This window comes from Amycolatopsis sp. NPDC021455 (genome assembly GCF_040640995.1).
Taxonomy (GTDB): Bacteria; Actinomycetota; Actinomycetes; order Mycobacteriales; family Pseudonocardiaceae; genus Amycolatopsis.
Map to the genome: position 1 here is coordinate 60,596 of NZ_JBFACT010000018.1, position 18,532 is coordinate 79,127.

11 protein-coding genes are annotated in these 18,532 nt (G+C 70.7%); 4 read left to right on the top strand and 7 right to left on the bottom strand.

Going from position 1 to position 18,532, the window contains the following annotated elements:
* Positions 1–68: 68 nt before the first annotated feature.
* The gene (locus AB0G28_RS21915; protein ID WP_361091652.1) at positions 69–1,052 is read right to left on the bottom strand and encodes an MEDS domain-containing protein; all 984 of its coding nucleotides are present in this window, start codon (positions 1,050–1,052) and stop codon (positions 69–71) included.
* A gap of 1,113 nt (positions 1,053–2,165) precedes the next feature.
* On the opposite strand from AB0G28_RS21915, the gene AB0G28_RS21920 reads away from it, so the two are divergent.
* Together AB0G28_RS21920 and AB0G28_RS21925 are read left to right on the top strand one after the other, a co-directional pair.
* Positions 2,166–2,822 carry a histone deacetylase gene (locus tag AB0G28_RS21920; RefSeq protein WP_361091655.1) on the top strand — a complete coding sequence of 219 codons (657 nt, stop codon included), beginning with the start codon at positions 2,166–2,168 and terminating at the stop codon, positions 2,820–2,822.
* 773 nt (positions 2,823–3,595) lie between these two features.
* Positions 3,596–5,047: a toll/interleukin-1 receptor domain-containing protein gene (locus AB0G28_RS21925; protein WP_361091658.1), complete on the top strand. Its 1,452-nt coding sequence runs from the start codon at positions 3,596–3,598 to the stop codon at positions 5,045–5,047.
* Positions 5,048–5,976: 929 nt separating this feature from the next.
* Here AB0G28_RS21925 and AB0G28_RS21930 read toward each other — a convergent pair.
* The 3 genes from AB0G28_RS21930 to AB0G28_RS21940 all read right to left on the bottom strand — a co-directional run bounded on the left by AB0G28_RS21930 (position 5,977) and on the right by AB0G28_RS21940 (position 10,006).
* Positions 5,977–8,424 carry a glycoside hydrolase family 3 N-terminal domain-containing protein gene (locus tag AB0G28_RS21930; protein ID WP_361091661.1) on the bottom strand — a complete coding sequence of 816 codons (2,448 nt, stop codon included), beginning with the start codon at positions 8,422–8,424 and terminating at the stop codon, positions 5,977–5,979.
* Between the two features lie 418 nt (positions 8,425–8,842).
* The gene (locus AB0G28_RS21935; RefSeq protein ID WP_361091664.1) at positions 8,843–9,625 is read right to left on the bottom strand and encodes a maleylpyruvate isomerase family mycothiol-dependent enzyme; all 783 of its coding nucleotides are present in this window, start codon (positions 9,623–9,625) and stop codon (positions 8,843–8,845) included.
* Positions 9,626–9,649: 24 nt separating this feature from the next.
* Positions 9,650–10,006 carry a VOC family protein gene (locus tag AB0G28_RS21940; RefSeq protein ID WP_361091667.1) on the bottom strand — a complete coding sequence of 119 codons (357 nt, stop codon included), beginning with the start codon at positions 10,004–10,006 and terminating at the stop codon, positions 9,650–9,652.
* Between the two features lie 75 nt (positions 10,007–10,081).
* Here AB0G28_RS21940 and AB0G28_RS21945 point away from each other — a divergent pair, with 75 nt between their 5' ends.
* The gene (locus AB0G28_RS21945) at positions 10,082–11,143 is read left to right on the top strand and encodes a sigma-70 family RNA polymerase sigma factor (protein ID WP_361091669.1); all 1,062 of its coding nucleotides are present in this window, start codon (positions 10,082–10,084) and stop codon (positions 11,141–11,143) included.
* Positions 11,144–11,210: 67 nt separating this feature from the next.
* Here AB0G28_RS21945 and AB0G28_RS21950 read toward each other — a convergent pair whose 3' ends face one another.
* A complete protein-coding gene (locus AB0G28_RS21950) occupies positions 11,211–12,845 on the bottom strand; it encodes a vWA domain-containing protein (RefSeq protein ID WP_361091672.1) in 1,635 nt (544 codons plus the stop codon).
* A 191-nt stretch (positions 12,846–13,036) separates the two neighbouring features.
* Here AB0G28_RS21950 and AB0G28_RS21955 point away from each other — a divergent pair, with 191 nt between their 5' ends.
* The gene (locus AB0G28_RS21955; RefSeq protein WP_361091813.1) at positions 13,037–16,015 is read left to right on the top strand and encodes a BTAD domain-containing putative transcriptional regulator; all 2,979 of its coding nucleotides are present in this window, start codon (positions 13,037–13,039) and stop codon (positions 16,013–16,015) included.
* On the opposite strand, the gene AB0G28_RS21960 is transcribed toward AB0G28_RS21955, so the two are convergent.
* Together AB0G28_RS21960 and AB0G28_RS21965 are read right to left on the bottom strand one after the other, a co-directional pair.
* The gene (locus AB0G28_RS21960) at positions 15,999–16,790 is read right to left on the bottom strand and encodes a Calx-beta domain-containing protein (protein ID WP_361091675.1); all 792 of its coding nucleotides are present in this window, start codon (positions 16,788–16,790) and stop codon (positions 15,999–16,001) included. The two genes, AB0G28_RS21955 and AB0G28_RS21960, sit on opposite strands and share 17 nt — an antisense overlap.
* Before the next feature lie 96 nt (positions 16,791–16,886).
* Positions 16,887–18,506 (bottom strand): hypothetical protein, encoded by a 1,620-nt coding sequence (locus tag AB0G28_RS21965; RefSeq protein ID WP_361091678.1) that lies wholly within the window; start codon positions 18,504–18,506, stop codon positions 16,887–16,889.
* Between the last annotated feature and the right edge of the window lie 26 nt (positions 18,507–18,532).

Consider the following 18,532-nt stretch of genomic DNA (forward strand, 5'->3'; position numbering starts at 1 on the left):
ACCGGGAGCCGGGCAACCGGCTCCCGGCTTCGCCGGAGCCCTGCCCCGGCCCGAGTCACACCCGGGCCTCAGCCTCCGGCAGGGTGCGCCGCACCGGCGGGCCGTTCCCGCATGGCCAGCTCGATGGTGCAGCCGGCCGCGTCGGAGCTGACGTCGAGCCACTCGCAGATCTGGTCGGTCATCCACAACGTGGTGCCGGGGCGGGCAGCCGCCCGGGGCCCGTAGAACGCCGGGCCGTCGACGGGCCGTTCGCTGTGCAGCGTGCACACCACCCGGCCCGCCGCCGGCCGCACCCACACGGCCGACCGGTCGATGCCGTGCTCGAGCAGGTAGGCGACGGCCTCGCCGACGGCGATGCCGAACAGCGTCGCGGTGTCCTCGGACCGCAGCAGGGCACTCGCCCGCTCCAGCACGTGGCGCCGCACGGCGACCAGGTCGCCCTCGAAGTGGAAGAGGTCCTCGGCGGCGAGCGACGGCGTGGCCGCCGCGGATCCATTCGCCTCCTCGGGGGCCCTGAACTGCGTGGACGGCCAGGTCACGCCGTCCACGACGTACTCGGGATGCGTGCGGCGCGCCACCTCGACCACACCGGGACCGGTGGTCCTGGTGTCGTAGGGGCAGATCATCCAGATCCGGGTACCGACCAGCGCCACGTTGAACTCGGCCTCGGTCAGCTGCCAGGCGGCTTCGTCGCCGGAGCCGCCGGCCCGGGCGGGTTCGGCGAGGATGCGCACCGTGCCGGTCGGCGCGGTGGACCGGTGCCGGCCCCAGTAGCGGCGCAGCGCGTCAGCCAGCTGCGACGGCCGCCGCCCGAAGTAGTCCGACTCCGCGAAGGCGATCCGGTCGGCATCCGCGCTCATCACCGCGTGCAGCAGTTCGAGGTTGGCCGCGGTCGTGGTGACCAGCACCGGCTCGCCCCGGCGCAACCCGTCCTCCACGAACGGAACGGCCATCGCGAGGAACTCGGCGTCGCTGCCGTAGAGGCAGCCCTGGTGCCGGAAACCTGACTTCACCGCTCTCGCCGGTGCCGCGGCAGCTGCCGGGGTGTTCATGCACACCGAGCCTCCTGAGGATTTCTTCGCCGTTGGCCATTCGATCGCGTTTCCCCCAGGAACGCTTGCAGACCGCTGGGAGCGTACCCGCAAAAGCCCGGTTCAGCCATCACACGACGAATCCATTACACCCGTTCGGAGCATTTGACATCGCCGTACCCTCGCGGCAGACACAACAGTCATTACGAGGCCCCGGCACCTCGGTCACGGTCAGCGGAAACCCCTGTTACGCAGGGGTCTCAGGCCAGATGTGTCCCCTGTGCCAGTGCGCCTGACAGTACTGTCCGAACCTCGCCAGAAGTGGCCGGGAATGATCTGCCGCCCATGTTCTCGAAAACAATTCGCCTTCATTTATGGCGGGTTACGAGAATTGTTCGAAAGTCGCACAGAGCTTTTTGCACCCTCGCCGCGGCTGCCTGCTGCGGATCGCGCCCTGGAACGACCCGAGCCGGACCAGGCCGGGGGCTCCGCGGAGGCCGCACAGCTCCACCTCGACAGTGTCCATGTGGTCGAGGATCGCTCACGCACGCCGCGAGAGCATCAGCCCCGCCGGGGTCAGCCGGACCCGACGACGGGTGCGTTCCGGCAGCCGTGAGGTGGAGGTGTTGGCTGGTGCGGCCTTACCGCCGGGGATGGCCGCACCCGACCTCCGAACTGTCCACGTCGGAATCCTTTGGGCCGACGCCGACCAGCGCCTCGCGTGCTACGCCGGTGCCGGCACGTTCGCCCGCGAGATCATCGACCACGCCGAAAGCAGCTTCGTCTTCACAGAACAACTCGCGATGAGACGGCGCAGCTGCCGTCCTGGTCACAGGACGGCCGGGCGGACGGCCGCCGCGCCGGCCAGTGAGACCGGGACCTGGCCTTCAACCGTCAACGACATGCAGCGCCGACACCGAAGTCCTCGCTCTCCACGGGGAAGGACTCGGCAGGCTGAGCACCAAAGCCACCTCGCCGCCGGGGTAGGGCCTGCCGACGATCCGCGACTGGGAGACCTTCCGGCGCTCGTGTTGTATTCGCCCGGCCTCGGCCATCGTTGAGCCCGAGGAGACTTTCAACTACTCGAGCACGAAGGCCGTTTTGGGCACCTCTGCTGCTCGTTCCCGTCGAGACATGCGCGATACCGTGGATGCCATGAGTTCACCACCGCCTCCCCTGATCTGGTACGCCAGCTACGGGTCCAACATGTACGCCGCGCGGTTGCTGTGCTACCTCACAGGAGGAACACCGCTGGGCGCGCGGCGCAGCTATGTCGGATGCCGCGACCGCAGCCCGGCGCGTCGCATGGTGGCGAGCGAGTTCTCCGGCGGCATCTACTTCGCGACAGAGTCGCCGGTCTGGCACGGTGGTCGGGCGTTCTTCGACCCCACGCTGCCAGGCCGCGCGGCAATGCGGTCGTACCTTGTGACCGCTGGGCAGTTCTCCGACATCGCCGAGCAGGAAATGTACCGCGACCCTGGCCCAGACCTGGATTTGACTACCGTGCTCCGGACAGGCCGCCACCAGCTCGGGCCGGGTCGCTACGAGACCCTGCTGCACCTCGGTGATCTCGACGGCTACCCCGTCCTGACATTCACAGCACCCTGGTCGGCATCGGAAATCGAGAAAAATCCTCCGTCGGCCGCCTACCTGGCCATGCTCGTAGGAGGACTTCGGGAAGCACACGGATGGTCCCTGCCGAAGGTCGCCGAGTACCTGTCACCACTGCCCGGGATGCAGAAGCACTGGTCAGTGCAGCAGATCACCGACCTGGCTCAAGCCACTTCGTAGCGGCCGACGGCGATGTGCGCCCCCGCCTGTCTTCGCTTCCCCACGTCAACCGGCTGCTCAATTGATCAATTCACAATGAGTTGGCGTGCCGGCTCGCCGGGCGAGGTGAATTATGCCCACATAAACCAGCGACCAGCAGATGCGGTACCACTTCCACGAATTGATCTCGGTCGACGTAGCTATAATTGCAGAAGTGCAGCCGCAGATGGACCGCGTGTACAAGGTAAGTGCGATGGCCTGTTTGGCGCACGTCGAGCCAGGAATTCGTACCCCTTTGGTGCGCACGTGCACCCGTCGGACATGGTCAAAAACTAGTGGTGCGTCCACGCCGGCGCGGTGCGAGAAGGGGAGTCAGGTGGCTACGGTGTGATCGATGACGAGTCGCCGATCTTGGCGAGCACATGACAGCGTCGCAGACCAATACCAGGTTCGACGAGGCACAGGTGCGGCCTGCACCCGGCAGACAGCACTGCGGCGTCGAGTTGCCTGAGTGCCCGTGTCGGACGCAGACTGTAACAGGCGTCGTCAGCTTTGCGAGTCGTTGGGTAACGAGCGACGGAGCTGCCCCCATGAACGACCTCGACAGCCAGGGCTCGGACCTGGGCAAACGCCACTCCCCTTGTGACGCTGGCATGTTGAAGCTCCTCGCCACCTCCTTCGATTCACAAGATCAAGCAGGCTCAAGAACCGAATCCAGGCCGTCGCCACTCTTGCCCAGGTAGTCGTCATCAGACCGAAACCAAAATTCAAGATTCACAAACGGAGATCCGAGCATGTTGGCTTTTGACTATGTCCGCGACCATTGGTGCCTCGAACTCGGGATTGCGTTAGGCAGCCTCGAGTTCGCCTTCCAGAATCGCAACTTCGACGACACAGACCTTGGCGCGCAGGTGCGCGCGAGCGAACGCGAGTCGATCAAGCAGGTTGACGCGATCTTGGCCGAACTGAGTGTTGGACGACTACGTAGCGACTACAAGGATTTTGGAGAACTGATGTCCGATATCCTGGCTCGCCTAGGTGATGAACAAATGTGGAATCTAACGTTCATCGGGATCTGCGTGGCGCGTTTGCGACTCGCACTAGCCATGGACGGTGAACGACAGAAGGCCCTGCTCGCCGCAGCCCGCCAGTCGCTCGACGGGGCCTACAGCCTGCAGGCACGGGATCGCGACGAAGTATTCGACTCGCTCCTGAGCGCGACTGCCACGACCGCTACAGCGGCGGCAAGGGTGCTCGAAGGGCACGCTACGCCGTCGTCCTCACCGCTGAACTCGATTTCACATGCCCCATCTCGAGATACCAGCTCGAAACGCCCTACGGCGTTCCTGAGCTATGCCCGTCAAGACAGTGAGTCAGCTCGGCGGCTTGCTCATGACCTCAAAAACGCAGGTGTCGACATTTGGATCGACGTCGAAAAGATTCGCCCCGGCGAGCACTGGCAATCAGCTGTCAGCGCCGCAATCGAGCGGAGCCAATACTTCATCGCAATCCTCTCGTCCAGATCAGTTACGCATCGCGGTTACGTGCAGGCAGAGTTGCGTGAAGCGCTCGAACTACTCCGCCAGGTCCCGGAGTCGGAAACGTTCCTCATCCCGGTGCGCCTCGACGATGTCGAAATCATCAACCGCGACCTGAAGAAACTCAGTTGGGTTGATCTTTTTCCCAACTGGTCGGACGGCCTCCGCAGCCTCATCGCCGGCTTGGGAGCCGGATCATCCGAGCCCGTCAGCGCGATGATCGCCGGCGTCAGTTCAAGCACACTTACCGCGAGCTTGTTTCTCGGATGGCAGCTCGCCCGCTATGAGATTATTCAAGGCAGCGAGATTCCTGAAGCCCAGGCAGTCGAGTCCGAGCTGAGATCAGAGATCGAAGTCCTTCTCGAAGGGCGCGGTGACCGAATCTCGCTGGTCGGCGTTTCCGCTCGCCAAGCAATCCGACGCACGCTGGCGCGAGCATTAGGACGCGACCTTGGTGAGCACGGTTCCATTCTGATCGGGATCGCAGCTTTTCGCGTACAGCTGGTTGGCAAGTCGTCCGACCCAGCGAATAACGAGGAACTCAGACAGCTTGTGTTCTCCGCACTCCTCGACGTTGATCCCAGCGTGGTTCCGAATAAGCACGCCCTTTTCGAAGAGCTGCTGGACGAGCGGCCCACAACCGTTGCCGCACTGACGCAGATGCTCCGACGCCGACCTTCGCATGCCAAGCGATCTCCTGACGCTTGACACATACCCGCAGATTCGAATACGGAGCAAATCACCCGCGCGGTGATCGCGACCTGCAGCCACACCTCCTGCAGGCACTCCTAGACGACTGCTTCCTGCTCACTCCTTGGCTGTCATCGCGAGAGATCGACCGCGCCGGCATGGAGGCACCGCCGACCAGGTCGGCGTATGGCGATCCCGGTACGGAACGACTGCGCCACCGCCGGCAGCGGAGCCGTCCACCGATACGACCCCGGCCCCGAGTTGCCGCGGCCGCCACCAGCGTGCGGCAGAAGCCCAGCCGCCGGAAGCCGCCGCAGCGTTGCTCCAGGCCGGCGCCTGGATCGCCACGATCTTCGGTGGGTTGCCCTTCATGACCAGCGTGATCGTGGAGGTCGACAACCGGGTCCGCGGATGGCGAGAGCGGGCGGCACCGCGACTGACACGGCTACACCGACGTGGGCATGGTGTCTGAGCCGGCACATACGGCTCGCTGACGCTCCGGAGAAGCGACCAGCCGGATCGAGCTGGACGTGCTCAACCTCCCCGGCGGCATGCTCGCCCGAGCACCAACCACTGAAGAGACGACTTCCTCAAATCGCTGGGCCGCCGGAGGCCTACTCCCTCACGCGCGATTCGCCGGCACATGCGCGCCCGCGGTCGGGCGCGGGCCGTGCCTCCGGCGATCGGCGCGGCGCGGCGAGCGCCGCCACAGGCGCGAAACACATCCGGTGGCCAACGCCGCTCCCGGAAGTAGGCAGTCCAGTCGCGGAGCTCCGCGACTGGACGTCTGCGGCCCACCCGCGATGACCTCCGCCGTGCTCGGTTCCCTGCGCGAACTGAAGATTCCCGGCCGGCGAGTGCACTCCGAGCGGTTCGGCCTCGCCTGACGGAAGCCTGGGCCAGCCCTGCGGGGCGGCGCGCCTGCGCCGCCCCGCTACCGCCTCGTGCTACCGGATCACGAACGGCGCCGACATGTCCACCGCGTACGGCGTCGTGCCGTTCTTGTCCAGCTGCAGCACATAACTGCCCGGCACCACGGTGGGCGGGCCGGACGCGTTGATGTCCCCCGCGCTTTCGGCCAGTGCGGCCGCCGGGAAGGACACGCGCACTACCTGGGACCGGCCCGGGTCCAGCGTCACCCGCGCGAAGCCGACCAGCCGTTGCGGCGGGACGACCACCGGGCTCACCGGCTGTGCCACGTACACCGGCACGATGTCGGTGCCGGAGCGGGTTCCGGTGTTGGTGACGGTGAACGTCGCGGTGGCCGTGCCGTCACGCGCGACCTTCGGCGTCACCGCCAGGTTCGTGTGGGTGAACGTCGTGTACGACAGGCCGTAACCGAACGGGTATTGCGGGTTGTACGCGTTGCCCTGACCGGAGGCGGTGCTGGGCAGCTGGTCGAAGAACTTCGGCTGGTCGCCCAGCGGGGACGGGGCTGTGCCGGCGAAGTCACCGCCGACGGCCGGCGCGTCGGAGGGCCAGCTGATCGGCAGCTTGCCCGCGGGGTTCGTCTTGCCGAACAACACATCCGCCACCGCCGTGCCGGTTTCCGTGCTGCCCTGGTAGGCCATCAGCACCGCGTTCGCCTTCTCCGCCGGGCCCAGCCCGACCGGCCGACCCGCGACGACCACGACGATCACCGGTTTGCCGGTCGCCTCCAGCGCCGAGATGAGGGCCTGCTGGTCGGGTGCCAAGGCCGGCGCCGGGTTGTCGCCCAGCCCTTCCGCGTAGGCCTTCTCCCCCACCACCGCCACGTAGGCACTGGTGTCCGCCGCGGCCGCGACGGCGCTGGCCTGGTCCGGCGCGTAGACCGCGGCCGGGTTCGCGGCCCGGATGCCGCCCAGCACGGTGGTGCCCGGTGGGATCTGGTTGTCGGGGCCCATGCAGCACGCGTGCCCGGCACCCGCCACGCCCTGCCAGCTCACGCTCCAGCCGCCGAGCTGGTTGGTCATCGAGTCCGCGCTCGGGCCGGTCACCACGACCTTCGCGCCGGCCGGCAACGGCAGCGCGTTGTTCTCGTTGCGCAGCAGGGTGATCGACTCCCGCGCGGCCTTCAGCGTCTGATCGCGGCCCGCGGTGACGGCGGCGTTGGCGGCGTTCGCGTCGACGCACGGTTTCGCCGGGTCGGCCACGCACGGCTGGTCGAACAGGCCGAGCTGGAACTTCAGCGTGAGGATGCGGCGCACGGCCTGGTCGATCCGCGCGCGCGAGATCTTGCCCGTGTCGACGGCCTGCAGGATCGCGGCCTGCCACCCGGCCGGGTCGGCGACCTGCATGCTCATGTCGACGCCCGCGTTCACGGCGGCGGCGATGGCCCCCGGGAGATCCGCCGCGATGTGATAGGCGGTCTGCAACGCGGTGACGTCCTGGTAGTCGCTGATCACGACACCCTGGAAGTGCATCTGACCGCGCAGGACGTCGGTCAGCAGGTAGTGCGACGAGGTGGCGGGAACGCCGTTGATCGAGCCGGAGTTGACCATCACCGTCCCGGCGCCCGCGTCGATCCCGGCCGCGTACGACGGCAGGATCGTCGTCTGGAGGTAGTTCATGGGGAGCAGCGCCTCGACCCGGTCGTGGCCGTTGACCGACTGCGAGTAGCCGGCGAAGTGCTTGACCGTCGCGCTGACGTTCAGCTCACCGCGCTTGCCGGGCGTCTGCATGCCCTTGATGTTCGCGGCGCCCATCGCGGCCGACAGGACCGGCTGCTCGGCCCACGTCTCGTAGGTGCGGCCCCACCGGTTGTCGCGGGCGATGTCCTGGACCGGGGCGAAGTTCCAGTTCCAGCCGGTGGCGCGCAGGGCGTCCGCGGTCGCCTTGCCGCCGGCCTGGGCGAGCGCGGGGTCCCAGGTGGCGCCCATGCCGATGGACTGCGGGAACAGCGGCGCCTGCCACGGGTGGCCGAAGCCGTGCACCGCGTCGACGCCGAACACCACGGGGAGGTGCAGGCGGGAGTTCTTGATCGCGAACTGCTGGATGATGTTGTACTCGGTGGCCCAGTCGTAGCCGGTGTTGCCCACGCCGCCCTTGCCCGTGGTGTCGACCGGATTTTCGGTGCCACCCGCGAGAATCGAACCGACGTTGGCGTCGATCAGGATTTTCCGCATGCATTCGGGATTGGGCAGGTTGAATCCGTTGTTCCCGCACCTCGTGCCGTCCGAATCGGTCAGCGTGCTGACCAGTTGCTGGTCCATCTGGCCGACTTTCTCGGGCAGCGTCATCGCGTGCAGCAGCGCCTCCACCCGCGCCGGCACCGGGCGATGGGTGTCCAGCCAGGGCGTCGCGCCCGGATCGATGGCGGCACTGCTACTGGCGGTGAACGCGGGAACCGCGAGCAAGGCCGCCGCCGCGAGCACCGTGACGGTGGCGCGGGTACTGCGTCTGTGGTTGCGGAACACCTGACCTCCTTCAGCCGTGGTCGGCACGGACCGGCCGGATTGGTGCGTGCGCACCGTAGGCACCTTCCACCTGGGCTGTAAAGCGCCGAACGGCGGCCGGACGCTCGTTCGTACAAACCTTGAAGTAAGAGCCGTTCCACGCGGCGGACTCCGCACTGTCCGCCGTGGACCTCCTGGCTCCCCGACAGCTGCCCGGTGACCAGCACCCGGCTGCCCTGGTGACGGCGAGCGGCACCCGCGACGCCGGCGCCGTACGCAGCCAAGCCAGGAAGTCCGCTCGTTGGCGAGGTGAGAGCCCGCGACCTCGGGTGGCCCGGGCACCGGAGCACGCTCCCCGGCTGCCCCGCACGACCGCGCGACACGCCCCGAAAGCGATGCCCGCCAACGGGTTCAGCACCATCGCCGCCGGTCGGGCACCTCACCGACGCCTTGCCCACCGGGAGTGAGTACCCGGCCGCCGCAGTACCCGCGTCCGGTCGACATCGCTGTCGTTGCCGCGATCCGAACCCCGGATTGCCTTGGCTGCACGGGTTTTCGCGTCGGGTCGGCTGGTGCCGTGGTCGCGGAGGATGGCGGCTCCGTCGCCGTCGAGTTCGTCGCAGTAGAGCGTGCGGCCGGTCATCGCCATGATCAGGGCCAGGGTGGTGCCGGACACGAGCGGACCGGAGCCGGCGCCGAAGGGGCCGTCGGTGGCCGCGAGCCGCAGGCCGCGAACGCGTCCCTTGGCGAGGACGACGAGATCGGAGCCGTGGTAGTAGCCGGCCACCCTGGTCAAGGTGGTGATCGGGTAGTCCCGGTGGAGGCCCAGCGGCCGGCGGATGTCCTCGCCGTGCACGATGGCTTCCCCCAGCATCGCCACGGCCGGCAGTGGCGGTTTGGTCGTGCCGGTGCTCACGCGCCGGAATCGGGCGAGCGTGCCGGCGGGGGTGGCGCCCAGTTGTTCGGCCAGCCGCATGGCGACCTGCCGGTCGAAGTCGAAGCGGCAGCGGATCACCCCGGCCATCCACCGCGCGGGGCCGAGACTGGCCCCGGCGGTGAGGTGGGCCAGCACTTCGCGGACGGTGAGGCCGGCGCACAACGACGGCGTGGCCCACTGCCGGTCGGTCAGCCCGGCGAGGTCGCCGGCCAGGGCGGCCCGTTCGGCGTGGATCAGCGACCAGGTCGCGGAATGCCGGCGGGTGGCCGGTTCCGGGTGGGTCATCGTGGCTCCTGTGCGGGGTTCCGGTCAGCGGCCGACCAGGCCGACGTGGTTGCCGTCGGGATCGGTGAACACGGCGATGCGGCTGACGGGGGTGTCGACCGGGGCCAGGACACGGGTGGCCCCGAGTCGTTCGGCGCGGGCGAGAGCGGCGTCCACGTCGTCGACGGGAAAGTAGGCGACAAAGCCGGTGTAGGGACTGTCCGGGCCGGCCTGGCCGATCCCGCCGGTGGGTCCCCCGTCGTCGCCGACCAGCGCGTAGGTCTCGTCGAGGACCTTGCTCGGCCAGCCGAACAGGTCCCGGTAGAAGTCTCGCGCTCGCGCGGCGTCGGGGGTGGAGATGTCGAACCAGGCGGGCCGGTGCGGGTGGTGGGTCGAGCTCATGGGCAGCCTCCGGAACAGTGGTGACGGACGGTCGTTCACCGGTGAGACCGCGGCCGTGGGGCAGAATCGTCGCTCGTGGACGAAGTTTTTTCCGGGCCGGTCGCAGCCGCCACGGCCGAGGCGGGCGCACAGCGGGACGCTGACCTGGCTCGCGCCGCGGGTGGGGACGACGCCGCGTTCTCCCGCCTGATGGCGCCGCTGCGCCGGGAATTGCATGCCCACTGCTACCGGATGCTCGGCTCGGTGCACGATGCCGACGATGCCGTGCAGGAGGCGCTGCTGCGGGCCTGGCGAGGGCTGGCCCGGTTCCAGGGCCGCAGCTCGCTGCGCACCTGGCTGTACACGGTGGCCACCCGTACCTGCCTGGATCTGCTCGACGCGCGGGGGAAGCGGGCGCTACCGATGGACCTGGGTCCGGCCGCCGAACGTGCCGTTCTCGAACAGCTTCCCCGCACCGACGTGGCCTGGCTGGGCCCCTATCCCGACGCCGGGCTTCCGGACGATCCGGCGGGGCCGGAGGCGCGCTACGCCCAGCGCGAGGCGGTCGAGCTGGCGTTCGTCGCGGCCTGTCAGCACCTGCCGGGTAACCAGCGGGCGGTGCTGCTGCTGTTCGACGTGCTGGGCTTCCCGGCCGCCGACATCGCCACCATGATGGACACCTCGACCACGTCGGTGAACTCCGCGCTGGCCCGCGCCCGCCGGATCGTCGCCCGGAAGGTCCCCGCCCGCACCCAGCAGCAGACCCTGCGCACGATCGCCGACACCCGGCTCCGGGAGCTGGTGAGCGGGTTCGCCGACGCGCTGGACCGCGGCGACGCCGAAGCCCTGGTCGCGCTGCTCACCGAGGACGTCACCTGGTCGATGCCGCCGCTGCCGCACTGGTACCACGGCATCGCCGCCGTCACCGACTTCGCGGTCGAAGTGCCCATGACCCGCTGTCCCAGCTGGCGGTACCGGCTGACCAGCGCGAACGGCCAGCCGGCGGTCGCGTTCTACGTCGGGGCCGACGCGGCAAGCCCGCACCAGGCGTGGTCGATCACGGTGCTGGCCGTGCGCGACGACCGGATCGCCGAGATCACCTCGTTCCTCGGCCCCGAGCACTTCCCCGCCTTCGGCCTGCCCGGCTCGCTTCCCTGACCCGGCCCGCGACAGCGGATGCCGGGCGGCCACCCCGACCGGATCGAGGTGGCCGCCCGGCTCCGGATCAGCCCTCGGCCGACAGCTGGAACTCGACGCCGCCGAGGTCCTCGTCACCGCTGGACTGGGAGACGCGGACGACGAAGTCGGCACCCGCCGCCGCGTCCGTCGCCGTGAACGTCACCGCCGTCTCCAAGCGCTCCCGCGGCTGGATCAGCAGGCCCTGCAAGGCCGCCTGCTGCCCGCCCGTGATCTCGACCTGCGTCTCCCCCACCTGACGCACGCCGACACCCTTCTGGCCGCTCTGGCGCCAGCGCTCGGCCAGCACCTTGCCGAGGTCGACGACCACCTTGCCGGCGCCGCCCGCGAACGGCTTGCCGGGCTGGGTGAAGAGCAGGTCGGTGGTGGTGGCCCGCTCGAGGACCGGGTTGCCGAGGGTGAACGGGTGCGTCACCGGCGTGCCGGGCTTCAGCTTGACCGTGTCCACGTTGCGCCACGCGATGTTGTTGTTCCGCGTGTTGACCAGCGTGTTCGAGCCGGTCAGCTCGGGGTAGGTCATCGGGTCGGTCGCCGAGATCCACCGGGCGAGCAGGCAGAAGTGGCCCGGTCCGGGCACCGAGGTCCACGGGATCGTCACCTGGGTGGTGCCCGCCGGCACGGTCACCGTGGGCGAGGAGCCGATCGGGGTCCAGTCCATCGGCCACAGCGCCGCCCCGCCCTGCGCGGTGTAGGAGACCTCGACATGGCCGGTCGACGCGCCGGACCCGCCCGGGCCCGGGTTGTTCAGCGTGACGACCACGTAGTTCGGCGGGCCGATGACCGGGTTGGTCCCCGCGCACGGCGGCGGCGACGTGCACACCTTGATGTCCGGGCTCGTCCAGATCGGGTTCAGGCCGTGCGGCGCAACGCCGGTGTCGGCCGGCGCGTCCTTGATGAAGACGTCGGTCTTGCGGCAGTTTTTGAGCGCGTCGAGGATCGCCGCGCCCGCACCCGTGCCGTTGGCCGGCGTCGCCGTGTACGTGCCGCCGGTGGTGGTGGCGTAGTCCTGCATGATCGCCGAGATGCCGGGCAGCGCGTTCGTCTGGACGTAGACCGCCGAGACCTTGATGCCCTTGGTCGCCGCCTGCACCGCCCGCAGGTGGGCGTTCGCCTGGTCGGCCGCGGTGAAGGTGTCGTCGAAGCCGCCCGGGTGGGCGTCGGTCACCAGGATGACCATCTTCGTGGCGTTGGAGCGCCAGGTCCCGGAGAAGTTGCCGATCTGCGGGCGCCCGGTGGCGGGCAGGTTGTTGACGGCGGTGTTGACCGCCTCGTCGGAGGCTTCGGGCTCACCGTTGCCCCCCGACGGGGTCAGCGCGTTGATCTGCGGGGTGACCGTGGCCAGATTGAGCGGCGCGAGGTCGGTCCGGACCGTCACGTCGTCCTTGAACGAGACGAGGCCGAGCTGGTAGTCGTTGCCGGAGTTGGCCTGCACGGCCGTGGCGATGTTGCCCAGCTCGGTTTTGATGTTGGTCAGCGCCGGGCCCATGCTGCCGGTGTCGTCGATGACGAACGCGACGTCGAGCGGCCCGCACGGCGACTGGGGCGGCGGCGCGGCGGCCGGGGCCGCCGCCGCGGGGACCACGGGCAGGAACGCGGCCGCGGTGGCGAACGCGAGCGCGGCGGTGAACGGTCTGCGGCGCCGGGGCCGCGATCTGGTGCTCATCCGGTTTTCCCTCACAGAGTCGGAACGGGAACGGGAACCGAGCGTCACCGCGACCGGTTGTGAACCGGTTGTCGATGCCGCCGCGGATCGGCTGGTTGGCTGTTTTCGCCCCTCCTTCGCCTGGTTACGCTCGCTGAGCGGTGGTGCGGCGCGGGAAGGAGCGGGGGGTGTCCCAACCCGGGGAGCTGCGCGTGCTGGGGCCGGTCGAAGCGGTCGGCCCGGCCGGACCCGCGACCCTGCACGGGACGCGGCAGCGGGTCGTGCTCGGCGTGCTGGCGCTGCACGCGGGCACCGTGCTGCCGATCCCGCGGCTGGTCGACGTCCTGTGGGGCGAAGACCCGCCACGCACCGCGGTCAAGACGCTGCACAGCCACGTCGCGCGGCTGCGCCAGGCCCTGGAAGGCTGCGGGTTCCCGGGCGTCCTGGTCACCCGCGAGCCGGGCTACCTGCTGACCGTCCCGCCGGTGGCGGTCGACGCGCACCGCTTCGAGCAGCAGGTCCGCGCGGGCGCGGCCGACCTCGCGGCCGGCGCCGTCGAGCGGGCGGCCACCACCCTGCGCGCGGCGGTCACGCTCTGGCGCGGGGACGCCTTCGCCGACGCGGAACCGGCGGGCTGGGGCCGGCGCGAGGTCGACCGGCTGCACGAGCTGCGGCTGGGCGCGATGGAAGACCTCTGGGACGCCGAACTGCGGCTGGGCCACCACGAACAGGCCGTCCACGAGCTGCCCCGGCTGCTCGCCGACGCCCCGGCCCGCGAACGGCTGACCGGGCTGCACATGCTCGCGCTCTACCGCTGCGGGCGGCACACCGACGCGCTCGACGTCTTCCAGCGGCTGCGGCGGCGGCTCGCCGACGAGCTCGGCGTCGACCCCGGCCCCGAACTGCTGGCCCGGCACACGGCGATCCTGCGGCGGGACCCCGCCCTGGACCTCCGCCCGGCCGCGACCGGGCCTTCGCAGCTACCCGCGGGCGTCGGGCACTTCACCGGACGCGAAGCCGAGCTCGCGGCGCTCGACGCCGTGCTCGACGAGCCCGAACGGCCGGTGGTGGTGCTCTCGGGCGCGGCGGGCATGGGCAAGACCGCGCTGGCGCTGCACTGGGCGCACCGGGTCGCCGCCCGCTTCCCCGACGGCCGGCTGTTCCTCGACCTGCGCGGCGAGGACCCGGCCGAGCCGCTGCCGGGCGCCCGGGCGCTGACGCACCTGCTGCGCGGCCTCGACGTGCCCGACGAGAACATCCCGGGTGACCAGGCCGGGCGCGCCGCGCTGTACCGGTCGCTGCTGCACGGGCGCCGGTGCCTGGTCGTGGTGGACGACGTCGCCGGTCTCGAGGACGTCCTGCCGCTGATCCCGGGCACCGGCCCGGCCCTGCTGGTCGTCACCAGCCGGCAGCACCTCGCCGCGCTGGGCACCCGCCACGCCGTGCGCCCGATCGCCCTGGACGCCTTCGGGCACGCCGACTCCGTCGCGCTGCTGGACCGGGTGCTCGGTGCCGAACGGGTGCGGCGCGAGCGGGGCCCGGCCGCGCGGGTGGCTCGGTTGTGCGGCGGGATGCCGCTGGCGCTGCGCATCGCGGCCGCCCGGCTGGTGGGTGCGCCGAAGCGGCCGATCGCCGAGCTCGCCGCCGAGCTGGCCGGAGCCGGGCGGCTGGAAACCCTGGCCGTGGAAGGGGATTCGCGCACGGTCCGGGCGGTGCTCACCACCGCCTACCGGCCGCTGCCCGCCGCGCAGGCCCGGTTCTTCCGCCGGGCCGCCCTCGGCCCGGGGGCCACGTTCAGCGCCGCGCTCGGTGCCGCGCTCTGCGAGGTGCCGGGCGCCGACGGCGACCGCGCCGCGGCCGGGCTCGCCGCCGCGCACCTCGTCACGGCCGCCGGCGCGGGCCGGTTCCGGTTCCACGACCTGATCCGCGAGTTCGCCCGGCAGTGCGCGCGGGCCGACGAGCCCCCGGCCGCCCGCGCGGAGATCGCCGACCGGCTCGTCGACTGGTACCTGGTGGCCGCGGCGGCGGCGAACCGGGCCATCGACCCGAACCGCGACCTCGTCACGCCGTCGCCGCGGTTCGCCGCGCCCGAGGTGCCGGTGGGCGCCGACCGGCACGCCGCGCTGACCTTCCTCACCGCCGAGCGCGACAACCTGCTGCCCGTCGTGCGGTTCGCCCGCGAGCACGGCCGCGCCGAGGCCGCGTGGCAGCTGACGTACCTGCTGACCAGCTTCTACGACACGGCCGGGCACTGGCACACCCGCGTCGAGCTGTGCCGCGAGGGCGCCGCCGCCGCGACCGGGCTCGGCGACCCGCTGGCCGAGGCGGAGATGCTGCGGGCGCTGGGCGTCGCCTACTTCATGACCCGGCGGCTGCCGGAGGCGCTGGAGACCAACGCGGCCGCGTTGCGGACGGCTCAGGCCGCCGGGGACGTCCAGGGCGAAGGGCACATCCACAACAACACCGCCAACGCCTACGCCGAACTGCGCCGTTTCGACGAAGCCATCGCCGCGCACCGGCTGGCGGTGGCCCGCAACGCCGCGGCCGGCAACGACCTCGGGCACGCGCTGTCCCAGCGCAACCTCGGCCACACCTACGTCCGGATGGGCCGGGCGCAGGAGAGCCTGGCACCGCTGACGGCGGCGCTGACGACGTTCCGCGCCCTGGGCAACGCACGGCTGGAAGCCGCCACGCTCGACACGCTCGGCGAGGCGCACCTGCAGCGCGGGGACCACCGCGCGGCGCTGGCGCACCTCGGTGAAGCCCTCGCGGTCAGCCGGGTGCTCGGCGACCGCTGGCTGGAGTGGGAGTCGCTGCTCGACACCGGCCGGGTCCACCTGAGCCGAGGCGACTTCGCCACCGCGTCGGACCACTTCGGGCAGGCCCTCGACCTCAGCCGCGACGTCGGCGACCGGCACGGCGAAGCGGCCGCGCTGGAGCACCTCGGACGGGCCCGGCTCGGGGCGGGCGACCTGGCGGCCGCACGCGAGCACCTGGAACGCGGGCTGGCCGTGCGGGCCACCGTGCCCGACGGCTACGAGCAGGCGCACCTGCACCGCGACCTCGGTGACCTCGAGGCGCGGCTCGGCCGGCCCGCCGACGCGGCCCGGCACTGGGCCACGGCCGCCGCGTTGTACTCCCAGGCCAACGCGACGGCCGAGGCCCGCGAGATGGCTAACCGCCGGGCTTGATCGTCACCTCCGTCCGCGCGTTCCCCAGCGTGCCGGCCGACGGGGCGAACAGCTCCAGCACGAACCGGGATTCGGCCTGGCCCGGTTTGGGGTCCAGCAGTTTGACCACGGCACCGCCGCCGGACGCGCCGGGCGGGATCGTCACCGTCGCGTCCTTGACCGGCACGTACGCCGGTTCGCCGGTGCCGAGGGGCAAGGTCCGGTAGTGCACGGTGACCGGTGCCTTGGCCGGGCCGCCGCCGAGCCGCACCCCGACCGTGCAGACGCGCCAGCAGATCTTGCCGCCGTCGGTGGAGACCATGATCGGGGGCCCGTCGGCGCCGTCGTCGTCGAGGATCCCGCCCGCGGCCAGGTCGTCGGCCAGGACCAGGCCGACCGGATCGGACAGGCGCAGCAAGAACGGCTCGTTCGGCTCCGCGGCGGCGTCCTTCACGACCTGGACGGCGACGGTGCGCGGGCTGGAGTCACCGGTCCAGCTCAGCCGTCCCTCGGCGGGAACGTAGTCGTCCGGGCTGGTCGCGCCGGGTGAGCCGTCCTCGGTCTTGTAGGAGACCGACCCGGTCGGCACGCACCCCGCGGCCGCCGTGACGGACACGGTGAACTCGAAGGTGGTGGAGGCCGGTCTGGGCTCCCCGAAGGCCGGGGTGCCCTCGTAGAGCGTCCGGTCGGCGACCGCCACCGTCGCGGGCCCGCAGCCGGGGGCCACCGCGCCCGCGGGCGCCGCCGTCCCCAGGCCGAGCAGGAGCACGACCACTGCGAGCACCGCTGTTCTCATCGGAGTCCCCCTTGCGTCCGGGCCCGCGGAGGCGCGCGCCACCCGGCATGCGTACCGCGTCCCGGTTGCAGCCGGGTTGTGACCGGGCGGCGAGCGTCAATAGGCCAGGTCGACGTGGAAGTGCGTGATCAGCGGACCGTGCCAGTTGATGTTGCGGGGCGGGCCGGCGAAGACGTTGGCGACCTCGACGATGCGTTGTACGCCGAGGCGCTGGTTGACCGCGTGGGCGACCGAGGCGTCGTTGTACAGGGCGCGCCACTCGATGCCCATCGCCTGGGCGGTGGCGTCGATCGCCAGGGCGAACTCGATGGCGTCGGCCGGCCGGAAGAACCCACCGGGTTCCGTGTCGGGGAGGGTCAGGTCGATCGACCGTCCCCGGTCCTTCCACGGCCCGAGGCCGTGACCGCGGTAGTTCGCGACCCCGAACGGCTTGGTGTAGAAGAGCTTGGACAGGACGAACACGAACTCCGCGGTCCGGATCTGCACCGGGGCGCTCGTGGGGTCCCACCGGTCCACGCGACTCCCGGCGATGCTCTCGTTGACGTCCACCCGCTCGCGCGCTTCGGCCGAGGCGGCGGCCGCGGTGACGGCCTTGACCACCTGGTCGGCGCCCAGCTTCCTGGCCTCCGCCGCCGCGATCGCGGCGGCGGTCTGCTCCTCGGTCAGCTCCGGCAGGGGGTCGTGCGGCTTCTTCCGCAGCGCTGCTTTCGCCTGCGCCAGGACGGCAGCCGTTTCCTTCTCGGTGAGTTCGCGCTGGGTGCGGACCAGTTGCTCGTGCACGACCTCGGCCACGTCGACGCCGGCCGGGATGGCCGGCTCGAACTTCCCGATCGGACGCAGGCCGGGTGGTTGCCTGGTCACGAAGTCCAGGTGTTCCCGCCTCTCCCGCATCCACCCCGAGGCGTAGCCCCGGACGTGTGACTCGATCTTCGTCCGGAGCTTCGCCCGGAACGCCACCAGCCCGTCCAGGACGGCGTTGTTCAGGTCCTGTCCTTTCAGGTGGCGGCCGGCCGCTTCCTTGGTGAGGCGGTCGCGTTCACCGGCGAGCAGCGAGGTGAAGTGTTCTTCGAGGCCACCGCCGAGCGGAACCCCGAAGTCACGGGTGAACCCGGCCGACATCATGTCGTCGAAGTCCTTGGCCAGTGAGTCCACGGTGGCCGGGACGTCCACCCGCTCGCGGCCGGCCAGCCGCGTCTTCCAGCCCTGCGCCAGCGTCAGGGCGTACTCGCGGACCTCCTCGATCCCCCAGAAGTCCACGTTACGGTGGATCGCCAGAATCGGGGCGTTCACCGCGATGGACGGCCCTCTGCCCAACTCGCCCCGCAGGTAGTCGACGACCGCCGGAGTGTCCACAATGGTCACGGAGGTGGCTGTGACGGCGCCGGGGTAGGGGATGTCGCCGGTCGGCATCGGTGCCGGAGGTGTGGCCGCCGGTGGCGTGGCCGCTGGAGGGGTGGCCGCGCCGCTCGGCGAAGGGTCCGCCACGAGACTGAACCGCCTGTCGCCGCCGTAGTCCGGGATGACGTGGACATCCCCGTCGGCCGGGGCAAGGCGTTGCCGGGTGCCGGCCGGCGGCCGGGCCACCTCCTCCGGCGCCGCGGCACGGACGGCGTCGCGGAGCGCGGCCGGTACCAGCGCACGCAGCCGATGCCGGGCCGCCGGCCGGAGGTCGCCGAGCACCTCGACGTCAGTGGGCAGGTGGTAACGATGGCGCACGGCGCTCGACCTCCACGGTGAGTACG